Here is a 13465-nt window from a genome sequence, read left to right as displayed (position 1 = left end):
ATTCCTCTACATTTTTCTATTGTTAGTCTTGAGTGTGTTGACAATAAGAGTACATTGAGTACTCCTGTTACTGAGCAGTCGCCAAAGGTTGAACATTGGCCCGACAGATTTTTTCAAATTTGTTAAAATCAAGTGATGCACCACCAACCAAACAGCCATCAACAACATCAAGAGATAAAATAGCTTCACAATTCTTATCTGACACACTACCGCCATAAAGGACATGAATTGACTTATCAACCACATTTTGTTGATATTTATTTATCAAATGTTTAACAATAGTAGACATTGTTTGTTCGATATGCGTAATACTTGCAGTTTTATTTGTACCAATTGCCCAGATAGGTTCGTAGGCGATCACTAATTTGTGAATCTGGCTTTCATCGACAAGCGCCAAAGCCGAGTCTATTTGGTAAGTCACAAAACTATCAGTTAAGCCAAGGTGTCTTTGGGTTTCAGACTCACCAATACATAAAATAGGAATTAAATGATTGTCTAATAAAATTTTCACTTTCTCAGCTACTAACTCATCATTTTCACCAAACTGAGCACGTCGCTCTGAGTGTCCGACAATCACATATTTACAACCGCAATCTTTTAGCATGTTGGCAGATAATTCACCGGTAAAAGCGCCAGCGCGATTTTGATTTACATTCTGCGCGCCTAAAAAAGCACCTGAGTTTGCTAAGCGCTTATTGCCAGTTTGTAAGTATGTTGCCGGAGGGCAAATCACGAGTGTCGGCGAAATGCACTTAGCCAACTCAGCGCATTGTTCAAATAGCTGTTCACTTTGCTCTGAATCCAGGTTCATTTTCCAGTTAGCAGCAATTAGTTTATTTTTCATACTTGATGTACTCTGTTAAAAGTTTTTCGTTTACATAACGTTGAAGTTGTTCTTTTTCCTCTGCCGATAAGCGCAAGCCTAATTTAGTGCGCCGCCAGAGAATATCTTCAATTGACCGAGCCCACTCGTGTTCAATAAGATAATCAACTTCTTTTTGGTAAAGGTTCTGATTAAAACAAATTCCTAGATCTTCAAGGCCGCTTGAGCTTTCCAAAATCAATTTAGAGAAGGTTCCGTACGATCGAACAAAACGTCTTAGTATTTTTTCCGGAAGCCATGGGTAGGTTGCAGCAAGACTTTTCTGCAAAGATTCATGGTCTTCAAAGTCGCCACCTGGTAGCGCTTCTAATTTGGTCTGACAAGCTTTCATTTGTGGAAAATAAGGTTTTAACTTGTCGACAGCCGCCTGAGCAAGTTTTCGATAAGTTGTAATTTTGCCGCCAAATACAGACAAAATAGGGATACCAAATTCTTTTTCCTGTAGGTTTAAAGTGTAATCACGAGTAACAGCTTGTGCATTATCACTCTCATCATCCATTAACGGACGAACCCCAGAATAGCTATGCACTATGTCGCTAGTACTGACTTTAGTATTAAAGTGTTGATTGGTAACATCGAGTAAATAATTGATCTCGTCCTGATCAATGCGCACAAATCCGGGATCCCCTTTATAATCAACATCTGTCGTGCCAATTAACGAAAAGTCCTCTTCGTAAGGTAAAACAAAAACAATTCGCTTATCTTCATTCTGCAAGATATAAGCATGTTTCTGATCATGAAGTTTCGGAACAATGATGTGACTACCTTTAACTAACCTGATTTTACGCGGTGCAGTTTCTTTTAAAGCATCCAAAAATAAGTCTTCAACCCAAGGGCCCGTCGCATTGATCACACACTTAGCTTGAACATTAGTTAGCGCTTTGGTATTCGTATCTTGCAACGTAACAAACCAACTATCGCCACCAGTTTCTGCGCTAATGCATTTGGTTTGAGTTAATATTTTCGCCCCTTTTTCGGCTGCAGCGATTGCATTTAATACAACTAAACGAGCGTCATCTACCCAACCATCTGAATACTCAAAGCCTTTTTTAATTTGAGGCACTAAAACACTGTCATCAGAAAACCGAACGAATTTTGAACCTGGTAAGCGTTTTCGTTTGCTTAAATGATCATAAAGGAACAATCCCGCTCTAATCATCCAAGCTGGCCGAAGGTGCGGCCTATGTGGTAAATAAAACCTAAGAGGCCACATAATATGAGGCGCGTTTTCAAGCAAAACTTCGCGTTCTGCCAATGCTTCTTTTACTAACCTAAATTCGTAGTGCTCTAAATAACGTAAACCGCCATGGATAAGTTTACTACTGGCTGATGAAGTAGCAGAGGCTAAGTCGCCTTTCTCACATAACAAAACCTTAAGCCCTCTGCCGGCAGCATCGTTAGCGATACCCACGCCATTAACTCCACCCCCTACTACAACAAGATCCCAATTAATTTCATTTAATTGCATGCTACTCGACCAAAATTAATAATTAACATTTAATAAACATTAGTATGAGACAAACGAACAAAAAGATCAACTTAAAATGTTCGTTTGTGTTCTTTTTAGATCTTATAAGACATAAAAACACGAATGCCGCATTAAAAAAACGATTAATCGAATCAAAAAGAAAGTATAGAAATCAACATTTTGTCAAAAAGAGTAGAAATGAAAAAAGAAAAATTGAAATAAACGTATATATCCGATCTTCCGCACCACTTTTAGGAATAAATTTTCTGGTAATGATAACCTAAGCAATCAATGATCGTGTGATTGCGATCCTCAAGATTAGCAACGATCTCAGTGTCTTGGTTGATATACATGATGGTGACCCCTTGAAAGCATTGGAACACCCAGCGAGCGGTGGGTTTCTGATGGGGTTTGTATTTCATATCCGGGAAGTACTGCTCTTGCTCTACAAGTTGTTTGCGGATCTGATGCTCCAAGGCTGCATATACCATTAAACAGACCGTCATCACCATTAATAACGCTTCTATTCGTTCTGGCTTTTTCAAGAAAATGGCGTTGGTTAAAAAGTCTGGGCTCTTCAGAAAGCGGAAGCCTTTTTCTACTGATTGCTGTGATTTATACGTGCTGAGCATTTTATCCATGGTTAACGCTTCACTCATGTCATTGGTGGCAATGATAAACAACCCCAATTGTTCCAGTGCCGCTTGGCGTCGAGCCAGCGGGGTAAATAAACGCCCTGTAATTTGGTAATCAATCCGTATCGGGTTTTCATTTTTTTTAGGTCGCCCTTTTCCGGCAAATGCGGGGACTTGCTCAACTTGCCCTTCAACATCACAGAGTATTTGTTTCTTTTTCCATTCCTCCAATGACTTTTGTGCATCACCTTCGCAAGCAAATATTTTTTGACTGAGTTGTTTAAAGCTTTTACGTGCTTGCTCTGCTTGTTTGTGCATGCGCTTACTTAACGTATGTGTTTCGCGTTTAGCAGCTTGCTCACTGCGTACTAGCAACCACTTTTGCTTTACGCCACCATATTCACATTCATGAAACACGCCTTCGTAGCCTGAAGATAAAGGCGTAAAACTTAAAGTCGGAGCTAATTTGATGAGCGTTTTAGCTTCTTTGAGTGTTTGAGGGACACGCGTGATAAATAGTTGATTGATTTGCTGTAAATGAGAAAGGGATTCTTGAACATATAAAGCAGCATCCCCCACCAAGTAGCGACAGCGTTGTGCTGCCTTTAAGCTATTCACATGGGCTTTAACTATCTTTTTAAACCCATCCATATCATTGCAGTTGCCACTGGCGGGTTTCATATAAACCGGAATGCCGGATTGATTTTCACAGATGAGGTTTAAAACCACTTGGTTTAAGTCGGGGCGGTGGTCGCGAGAATACCCTTTGGCAATGTGGATAGTATTAACATCATCATCCACATCGTTTGATTGACCATCATAATGGAAGCTAGTGGAGTCTAAATGTAGTGATTCTCCGCCCAGACCAAGGTGACTAACAACCGTTTCGCCGAGATCTTGGTATAAACTGGATACACCAAATTCATACAGCTTGTCTAAACATCGACCTAACGCATCATCATTGATTTGCTCAGCCTTGACGCCTTCACCAATTAAGCGCTCAAGTGGCTTATCTTTAAAGTACTCACTGTACATGTGTAGCGTTCGGCCAGTAAACCCCAAGCCATTTATCACCATAGCCAAAACCAGTTGGCCAAAGCTTAAAGTACGATCGTTTGATTGACCGAGTTTACGGTCAATTAAGTCGACCAATTGGATTTCATGACAAAAACCAGCCACCAAGCCGTGATGTTCAAGTGTTTTAGTAAAAGGGTTAGGCATTGTGATCACCACTCTCAAAAGAGAGTAATAGATCAAGATCTGGGATCTAGGTCAAGTCTTTTTTTAAATAATACGATCAACTGAATAAAAAAACACCAAGATTAATTAAAAACTAGGTGCGGAATGACGGATATATCAATTAAGAGGATAAAAAAGTTAAGAAGGGATGCAGGCAAAGCCGTTTAGCAGTGCCTGTTTAAAAAGGCAATTATACTATATGTAAATTTACGTCAGATTTAACTATGATTTGCTTTACTTTTTCAGGCGGATCAATATCTGTATATAGGTGGTTAACCTGATTAATGCTACCTAACTTCACGACAGCATTACGCCCAAACTTAGAGCTATCAGCAGCCAGCAAGACACTTTCTGTATTTTTGATAATTGCCTGAGCGACTTTCACTTCACGAAAGTCAAAATCGAGTAGATAGCCTTCGTCATTGATACCACTAATACCAATAACTGCAAAATCGGTATGAAATTGATTAATAAAATCAATCGTTGTCTCACCTACAATGCCGCCGTCTCTTGCTCTTACTTCGCCACTTGCGATTATAACGGTAAAGTCTTCTTTAAAGCTCATGATACTGGCTACATGTATATTGTTAGTCACTATCATCAAGTCTTTATGATTCAATAATTCTTTGGCTACTAACTCTGTTGTGGTACCAATATTAATAAAAATAGATGCACCGTCAGGAATTGTCGCAGCGATCGCTTCTGCAATTCTTTGCTTCGCTTCCAAGTTCATTATTTTTCGATCTTGATAGTTCACATTGACCGTGTTGGTTTCTTTGCCAGCACCACCATGATGACGGGTAATTTTATCTTTTTTAGCGAGTTGGTTTAAATCACGACGAATAGTTTGTGGCGCAACATCAAAATATTCGACTAGCTCATCAATGCTGATAAACTCTTTTTTCTCGAGCATTTGCAGAATGACATCCTGCCTTCTTTGTTGGGTGAGTTTTCTTTTTGCTGTCATACATTCAATACCTTTAAATTTCCTTTCAGCATTATACACTTAACTAGGTTTTACAATAAACACCCTTAAAAAAACACCATAATGAACAATTTCGAACTTTTTAGAAAACAAATTATCTGTTATATTATTTTAAATAGATATTAACAAAAGGCATTAGTATGAGTCATTATATTTTATCAATTGATCAAGGAACTACGAGTTCCAGAGCTATCATTTTTGATGAAAAGGGTAAAATTATTCAATTAGAACAACAGGAATTCGAACAATATTACCCTGAAAATGGCTGGGTTGAACATAATCCTAAAGACATTTGGACAAGCACTCTAGCAGTCTGTCAGCAAGCTATCGCCAACGCAAAAGTTGAAATTAGCACTATTGGCATATGCAATCAACGCGAAACAACGCTAGTGTGGAATAAAACAACGGGTGAAACTTTATACAATGCCATTGTATGGCAAGATAGGCGAACCAGCGATTATTGTGACTCTATCAGAACAAAAGAGAATGTGGCCTTTATCAGAGATAAAACAGGCTTATTAATAGATCCTTATTTTTCCGCAACAAAAATTCGCTGGATTTTAGAGAATGTTGATGGGGCTCGAGAATTAGCTGAAAAAGGCGAATTACTTTTTGGAACCGTAGACTGTTACCTCATTTGGATGCTTACAGGTGGTGAAAAACATGTAACAGATGCAAGCAACGCGTCGCGTACACTGCTATTTAATATCCATACTCAGCAGTGGGATGATGAATTGCTCGATTTATTTTCTATCCCAAAAAGTATACTACCAGAAGTACTTAATAGTGCTGATAAATTTGGTTTAACATTGCCTGAATTATTGGGAACTGCAATTCCGATAAATGGTGTAGCCGGCGACCAGCAAGCCGCACTATTTGGTCAAAACTGTTTTAAAAAAGGAATGGCCAAAAGTACTTATGGTACGGGTGGTTTTTTAATGGTAAACACAGGTGACCACGCTTGTTTATCTAAAAATAAATTACTCACTACCGTCGCCTACCGATTAAATAACAAAACAACTTATGCGTTAGAGGGCAGCATATTTATCGCTGGTGCAGCCGTTACTTGGTTACGTGATGGCTTAAATGTGATTGATTCTCCTGAGCAATCTAGTGAAACAGCCTCTAAAGTGCCTTACGATCACGGTGTTTATCTTGTTCCTGCATTTACTGGTCTTGGCGCCCCGCATTGGGATGCCCATGCTCGAGGCGGTTTATTTGGTTTAACTCGCGCCACAGGCATGACAGAAATTATCAGCGCAACCTTACAGTCCGTAGGCTACCAAACAAGAGACTTACAACACTGCATTATAGAAGACGGCATCACAATTGAGTCGTTACGGGTTGATGGTGGCATGTCCAGAGATAACTGGACGATGAAATTTTTAGCAGACATTCTACAAATAGAAGTAAAGCGACCCACCCTTGTAGAGACATCTGCGCTAGGTGCTGCGTTTTTAGCTGGCTTAGCTGCTGGGATCTATAAGTCATTGGACGATATAAATAAACTCTATCAAACAGCTGAGACCTTTGTACCTGAGATTTCGCAAGAAGCCAGAGACCAATTGTATTGTAAATGGCTGCAAGCTGTAGAAAGTACCAAATTATTTAAGCCTTAAGCATTCATTGCATGGCGAGAAGCTATCGTCATGCAATTTTTTAGCACCCTAGTCACTAAATATTAAGAAGGTGCTTGTAAATTATCAGCTAATAAAATCCCCCATCACATACCCTCTTTTTATACTGTTTATTGGCTTTTAATCATCTCTTTTTTTACTAAATTAGAAGTGGCTACGATAGTTGCAGGTTTATCCTGCCCCTTGGGAATATAATTTGAATCAAGCGTTAGTAGCAATTTATCAAGTTCGAAGCCATCTTCACGCATTGAAAGCATGATTGTATGTACGCCGGGTTCAGGGATAGTTAAGGTGATTGTTTTAGGTTCACCACAATGATTATCTTTAGTACGTTGGGCTGATGACCAAGTCCATTGATGCTTGTTTTCACACAGTTGCAAACGCTGGCTAGTTTCCGGCCAAGTGCTATTTAGTCCAATGTGCACCCCATTGTCTTCGCTACCAGTACTAAAAGCCCTGGCCCAAACGTAATATTTGCCTACATTAGCAAAGTAAACAGGGTACGTTAATACTGCCATTACGCCGGCCTTTTCAGAGAAATTTTCCCCACGTACAAGTTCTTCACTATGATTAGTTCTAGTATCCGGCAAAATTTCAATGTAAGCACCAGAACTTGCATCATTTAAATGTAGCCCATCATTATCAGAATAGCCGTGTCGTTGCGTGTCGTTTGAGAAAGTCATCCAACGACGTTTCTGGTCAAGATGCTGAGAGCTAAAATGCTCGGCTTCAATCACCACAAAACCATCCTTTTCTTGGTAATTACGATTCGGTGTTGCGATCGCAAAAACTGATGTAAAAACACAGCTAAAAATAAGACTAACCTTTAGAATATCCATTGTATTGTTAACTCTAATTAATTTTGAATGACCGGAATCTAAGCCCTAATTAAAATTTTTATCCAACTAATGAAAGCTTAATACTCGTATTTATTTGCAACTCTACAACAAAAAATCACAACAAAACAATAAAAGTCACACAAACACTCAAAAATAATCATTTAAAATAAATGTAGGTTAATAATATTAATATTCTCTTTGTCTAAACTTAATTAAAGAATGAGAATACCGTAAACATACAATAATTTTGTTATTTAATTGTTTATTTCATCTAAACTTTGTACCATAAAAGACCCAAAGTGATTAAATTTGATTGAGAGTTTTATTAAAATGAGAAAATCGCTCACTAAATTAACCGTAATTTCTGCGATATCTACGAGTTTATTGTTATCAGCTTGTAGCCATCAGACCGAGCAAACAATGAAAGCCGAGCAAACTAAAGTCGATTATTTTGCCGATAATGCGTTAGGTAATGCCCTTGCGGTGGTACAACACCCCGCCGGTATACATTTAGATGGAGTTACTTATGTAAGCTACCAAGGTCCATTAGAAGACCCTTATGTCGCCTCTTATAATCATAAAACCAAAAAATGGCAGGGGCCTTTTAAAGCGGGCATCAGTGAATTAGGCAAAAGCCCAGATCAGCCTAAAAAAATTGATAATCATGGCAAACCCACCATGTTAATTGATGATTTAGGTTACGTTCACATCTTTTTTGGTGGCCACGGGGGTGACGAGAGACACGGTAAAAATAAATTAGGTAATATTCATTTTGGTGGTAACAAACATGCCGTGTCTAAACGCCCTTACGATATTAGTGAGTGGGAAGCGCTAGATAATATTTCACCATTTGGTACTTACAATCAGGCTGTAAAAATGGACAACGGCGACATTTATATATTTTACCGCCATGGTGCGCATCGAAGTGATTGGGTATATCAAAAATCAACCGACAACGGCCGTACTTTCGAGCCTGCAGTTTCTTTTTTAAAGCATAAGAAAAGAACTGATATTAAAGCAAATGACAGCTGGTACGCTTGGGTTGGACGTGGACAAGGGGATGATATTATAGTCTCTTACGATTATCATATTTGCTGGAATGGCAAAGCCAATAATGGCAGAGGACACACCACAGAACGTCACGATGCCTACTATATGGTATTTAATACAAAAACAGGTAGTTGGCGAAATGTACAAGGTGATCAGTTGCAAATACCGGTAACCCGCGAAACCGCCGATGAAAAAACTTTAGTTGCCCGTACAGGTGGCTCAGGATATTGGACATTTAACGGCTCTGCGCATCTAGATGAAAATGGATATCCGCATATTGCAACCAACATTGGTAAAGATCTAGGCGCTAAAACTGGCGGCCCCAAGCAAACCAGCTATTTTCGTTGGAACGGCAACAAATGGGAAGGTGGTAACCCAGTTAATGTACAATCACGTATAAATCATACAGACACCCGTGGCGATTTTATCGTGAAATCACCCACTGAAGTCAGCTTCATTTTAGGCTATCAGGAGGACAACGACGGCGTTATTTCGTATTTTGATAGTCATGATGGTGGCAAAAATTTTACCAAAGGCGAAGAATTATTGCGTCGTGAAAATGCCAATTGGGCACTTACCACTCAAATCAAAAATGCTCACCCTGATGCCCGCTTAATTGTTGCTGAAAAGCAAAAAGGCACTAATTGGCGCAAAGTTTATTTAGTGGGTGATAATGGCCCAATTAAGCGAAATGAAACAGAAAGCCAATTATTAACTGACCAAAACAAAGCACGCTTGCCTTAAATTAACTAAACTTAGCAGTTTACTATGTTAATAATAATGGCTGATATTTTTGTTTGTTCACTTTTCAAACAAGGTCAAAGTGAACAACAGAAGTATCAGCTTTTTACTATTAACTCAGTTGAAAACTCAAAGTACAAACTCAAAGTACACAGCCAAAATATAAACAAAAGTGCCAAGACAATTAAAAAAGGAACTAGCTCATGAAGCGTAAATATTTAATGTCACTACTTTCAACCTGCATTTTAATTAACGTGGGTTGTTCTGAGCAAACAGAAAGCACTCAACTGCCAACCCCAACTTCACCCACAAATGATTTTTCAGTAACAGACGCAAAAGCTAATTTAACCTTTGCAAAAAACCAATATATAAAAATGGCTGAGCAGCTCAATAACCCAGAGAGCTTGACACCCAAGGCTATTTGCCAAACCGACAAAGACATCATTTGTGTCCCTCGGTCAGAAGAACATGACGGCATTTTAATGGAAGCGCCAGCAAAATGGACAAACGGCTTTTTTCCAGGTGTCATCTGGAAATTATTATCAGCAAAACAACACATCAATCATTTTGATAATAAACAAGAAAAAACCCTAATAGAGACAGCAAAATATTATCAACAAACTTTATTTTCTGAAGCAAAACGTGGAACGACACACGACTTAGGATTTATTTTATATGATTCGTTTGGTGAAGCTTTAAATTATTCCGCACTTCAAGATGATACTCGACAAGCTTATAAAAAAGCGTTAAATACCGGGCGGGCCACACTAGCAACTCGATATAGTGACGAAAAACAGGTGATTCGTTCTTGGGATTGGGTGCCACAAATGAAAATCCCAGTTGTCCAAGACGGAGAGAAGCTCATAAAAAAATACGAGCTATCTAACCCATGGACGTATCCAGTTATCGTCGATAACATGATGAACTTAGAATTTTTATTGGCCAGTAACAAGCCTCGCTATCATGAAATAGCCTTTAATCACGCCAAACAAACTAGCCTGAACCATTACTTTTACGAAGCATCAGACACTAAAAAGCAATACCCGCTGTCTTACCATGTTTATGATTATGGCAAAAATAAACCAGGTAACTGGCAAGGGGTTGGTAATGTATCGGCTTGGGCTCGTGGACAAGCCTGGTCATTTTATGGCTTTGTCACTATCGTAGAAGCACTAGATAAAGCTCAAATAGAGTTAACTGATTATCCTGATTTTAAAACTCATTTGGATAATTTATATACAAGTGTGGAACATGTACTACAGGATGACGTTGTACCTTACTGGGACTTTTTTGCCGCTCGTGATAACGCATATGAATATGCTGAAAACATCTCAACGGATACCAGTGTGTTTTCTGGTATTTTAGGACTATGCGACAAATTAATTGAAGATAACATTAAGCCATACAACGGATATCGACCAATGACATTAAATGCATCTATGTTATCTGAAGAAGCACTTAAGCAACTCGAGGGTAAAAAGAACTGGCATGGTGAATCTATTATCCAAGCTGATAAATTAATCCCTTGTGGTACCAAACCCTATCCAGAAACGCATACAAAAATTCCTAGAGATACTTCTGCAGCGTCTATTTTTGCAGCGGCTTTATACAGATTTGCCACTTTTAGTGACAATGAAGAAAAAAGCCAGCAATTTGCCGCTTTAGCTGACAAAATTATGCATGAACTTACGCAGAATTACAGAACCGATCGTGCTGAATCTGGCCGCCCTAACAGCTTTGATTTAGGATTTGTATTAGCCTCAGCTACTGGCGACATGGGTAACGGCGGAGAAATAGATACCCCTATCATTTACGGTGATTTTTATTTTGTTGAAGCAAATATTCGAAAAATTGAATTTGAAGCAGGCAACACTAATTAATTGCGATAAATAATTTATCCATAACCCAAGGTACCTAAATGCCTTGGGTGCCTAAAACACTTACCCACTAAATGTCTAAACGCCTGATAAACCATATGCACGGCGTTTTTCACATTACGCATTAAATGATGTCAACTAACATTCGTCTGAATCGGATCGGAAAATGTCATAATCTATATCGATTTTTACGGCTATCATCACCTACAACAATTAATTAACCTAAAACTATTCAAGCAAATTCACTTCCTCAAAAGGAGTTACAAAACCGCACATAACAATCAATGTCAACCTTTAAAAATCACATTAAATCACTTTTAACTGTATAGTAGTGCGCTCAACTGATATTCTGTAACAATATACTTACTTAAATTTTTTCTCCAATACACTAATAAGGTTTTTATTATGAAATGCGGTTTAATTCCCTTTACAGCATTGGTTTTAATGATAACAACAGCGTGTAGCACCAAAAGCAATAATCATTCACACACGAATTATACGAACACCGTACCTAAAGTAACAGTAAAAGCAGACTTTACGAATCCACAAAACAAAATAGGTCAAATATACGATTTTTTTGATGTTTCAGTCCGCACTGAACGCGGTAACCCAAAAGGTGTTCCGGCCCATTTTGGACGCAAAAAATTAGTTAATACGGTTCGCATGCTAGGCGGCTGGCGTAACCAAGATTTAAATGGTGATACATATCAATGGAATGGCGAAAAATACGTTTATAATTTTGATACAGCTACTCAACGGATTAATGCTTGGTTAAACAATGATTGGGATATATTTCAAATTGTTTTAGATAACCCGCCTTGGGCATTTCAGCGTGGCTATCAATTTGTAAGTACGCCTGATGGCAACCATTATTTAGAAAAAGATAGAGTTGGGGTTTATGGCAACGGCTTACCGCCTAATGATGCTGTCACCTGGAATAACTATATACAAGCATTCATTAAACATTTAGTAAAAACCTACGGCAAAGAACAAGTACTGTCTTGGCGTTTTAGAGTAGGGTCAGAGATAGACACCCGACCGCAACATTGGTCTGGCACTCGCCAACAATTTTTTGACCATTATAAAAATACGGTAGAAGCAGTGCATACTGTGTTACCAACTGCCACTATTGGCGCTCATTTTAGGGAGGCTTCATTTAAAAGTCGGTACATTGATTATACAGGGAACAAAGAAAACTCTTACGCGGTGCCATTTATAACTTGGGCTAAACAAAACCAAGTCCACTACGATTTTATTGCCGTATCTTATTATCCGCACATTACCAAAAAGCACGAACTTGATTTAGCTCATGTGTATGAACATGATATGGCTCCAATTCAGCAACATCCTGATTTTAACCCCGATGCCAGTTTTGAAATTCATGAATTTAAATTTATTTCTCAAATGCTAAAAGCTGGATTTGTAAGCGTATCGACCTCACATGCTTCGTCGTTTTTTGCCATGCTGTCAAAAATGATGCTAGAAAAAAATATCCGAGAAATATTTCAATGGGGTAATCATAGCGCGGGTAACTATAGCGCAGACGCAATGACCCAATTAGCATTAAATTCAATGTTAGGCAATCAACACTTTAAAAGCGAAACTCTAGGTCAAAGTAAAATACTGGGTAATGAAATAGGCGCTATATTTAGCCAAAAAGCAGATCACAATAAATTTGATGTATTGCTATATAACTTCAACAAAGAAAACTTTAATTACCAACAACCAGAAAGTACACGTATCGCATTTGTGGTAAACCATCCTGCAGGCGCAAATTTTAAATATCGAATTGGTAAAATTAATCGATTTAATAACACCACAGATCAATTTTATGCAGAATTTAAGCAAGCTCAAACTTTAGAAAAAAATGGCGGCTGGCGAGTTGAACAAATTCATCAAACAGCACATGTCAATAAGCTACTAAATAAAGCTGGCCAACAAGCTTTTAAGCTAAATCGAAATAAGTACGGTAAAACAAATGAATTAAATTGGAGCAACTGGCAACAAGCTCAAGTCGTTGAGAATGCTGCCGGTGAGTCAGTGATCTGGATTGATACAAAAATAGAATCATTTGGTGTACAGAAATTGGAAATTAAAGTTAATTAACCTTT

General features: G+C 38.4%; 9 protein-coding genes. 4 read left to right on the top strand and 5 right to left on the bottom strand.

What is annotated here, in order from left to right; genetic code table 11:
- Positions 1–67: 67 nt before the first annotated feature.
- The 4 genes from tpiA to OLW01_RS14670 all read right to left on the bottom strand — a co-directional run bounded on the left by tpiA (position 68) and on the right by OLW01_RS14670 (position 5192).
- Complete coding sequence (tpiA, locus tag OLW01_RS14685; RefSeq protein ID WP_268076683.1) at positions 68–844, bottom strand: triose-phosphate isomerase; 777 nt, start codon at positions 842–844, stop codon at positions 68–70.
- On the bottom strand, positions 834–2351 hold the full coding sequence (gene glpD, locus OLW01_RS14680; RefSeq protein ID WP_268076682.1) for a glycerol-3-phosphate dehydrogenase: 1518 nt from the start codon (positions 2349–2351) through the stop codon (positions 834–836). Before glpD ends, tpiA begins: the two co-directional genes overlap by 11 nt.
- Positions 2352–2602: 251 nt before the next feature.
- Entirely contained in the window at positions 2603–4213 is a 1611-nt protein-coding gene (locus tag OLW01_RS14675) for an IS1634 family transposase (RefSeq protein ID WP_428980190.1), read from the bottom strand.
- Between the two features lie 202 nt (positions 4214–4415).
- Complete coding sequence (locus OLW01_RS14670) at positions 4416–5192, bottom strand: DeoR family transcriptional regulator (RefSeq protein WP_268076681.1); 777 nt, start codon at positions 5190–5192, stop codon at positions 4416–4418.
- A gap of 158 nt (positions 5193–5350) precedes the next feature.
- Here OLW01_RS14670 and glpK point away from each other — a divergent pair, with 158 nt between their 5' ends.
- Entirely contained in the window at positions 5351–6829 is a 1479-nt protein-coding gene (gene glpK / locus OLW01_RS14665; protein WP_268076680.1) for a glycerol kinase GlpK, read from the top strand.
- Positions 6830–6957: 128 nt separating this feature from the next.
- On the opposite strand, the gene OLW01_RS14660 is transcribed toward glpK, so the two are convergent.
- A complete protein-coding gene (locus OLW01_RS14660; protein WP_268076679.1) occupies positions 6958–7686 on the bottom strand; it encodes a hypothetical protein in 729 nt (242 codons plus the stop codon).
- Between the two features lie 330 nt (positions 7687–8016).
- Here OLW01_RS14660 and OLW01_RS14655 point away from each other — a divergent pair, with 330 nt between their 5' ends.
- From OLW01_RS14655 to OLW01_RS14645, 3 genes are all read left to right on the top strand, one after another.
- Entirely contained in the window at positions 8017–9480 is a 1464-nt protein-coding gene (locus OLW01_RS14655) for a BNR-4 repeat-containing protein (RefSeq protein WP_268076678.1), read from the top strand.
- Between the two features lie 200 nt (positions 9481–9680).
- Positions 9681–11357: a glycoside hydrolase family 88 protein gene (locus OLW01_RS14650; RefSeq protein WP_268076677.1), complete on the top strand. Its 1677-nt coding sequence runs from the start codon at positions 9681–9683 to the stop codon at positions 11355–11357.
- 441 nt (positions 11358–11798) lie between these two features.
- A complete protein-coding gene (locus tag OLW01_RS14645; protein WP_268076676.1) occupies positions 11799–13460 on the top strand; it encodes a GH39 family glycosyl hydrolase in 1662 nt (553 codons plus the stop codon).
- The last annotated feature ends 5 nt before the right edge of the window (positions 13461–13465 follow it).

The sequence above is a fragment of the Catenovulum adriaticum genome (assembly GCF_026725475.1).
In the GTDB taxonomy this organism is placed as follows: domain Bacteria; phylum Pseudomonadota; class Gammaproteobacteria; order Enterobacterales; family Alteromonadaceae; genus Catenovulum; species Catenovulum adriaticum.
The sequence above is the reverse complement of the archived record's forward strand: the minus strand, read 5'-3'. Positions and strand labels throughout refer to the sequence as shown.

Excerpts from the sequence above, each read along its gene's own strand:
- tpiA (WP_268076683.1), bottom strand. The coding sequence starts at position 844 with ATGAAAAATAAACTAATTGCTGCTAACTGGAAAATGAACCTGGATTCA.
- glpD (WP_268076682.1), bottom strand. The coding sequence starts at position 2,351 with ATGCAATTAAATGAAATTAATTGGGATCTTGTTGTAGTAGGGGGTGGA.
- OLW01_RS14670 (WP_268076681.1), bottom strand. The coding sequence starts at position 5,192 with ATGACAGCAAAAAGAAAACTCACCCAACAAAGAAGGCAGGATGTCATT.
- glpK (WP_268076680.1), top strand. The coding sequence starts at position 5,351 with ATGAGTCATTATATTTTATCAATTGATCAAGGAACTACGAGTTCCAGA.
- OLW01_RS14660 (WP_268076679.1), bottom strand. The coding sequence starts at position 7,686 with ATGGATATTCTAAAGGTTAGTCTTATTTTTAGCTGTGTTTTTACATCA.
- OLW01_RS14655 (WP_268076678.1), top strand. The coding sequence starts at position 8,017 with ATGAGAAAATCGCTCACTAAATTAACCGTAATTTCTGCGATATCTACG.
- OLW01_RS14650 (WP_268076677.1), top strand. The coding sequence starts at position 9,681 with ATGAAGCGTAAATATTTAATGTCACTACTTTCAACCTGCATTTTAATT.
- OLW01_RS14645 (WP_268076676.1), top strand. The coding sequence starts at position 11,799 with ATGATAACAACAGCGTGTAGCACCAAAAGCAATAATCATTCACACACG.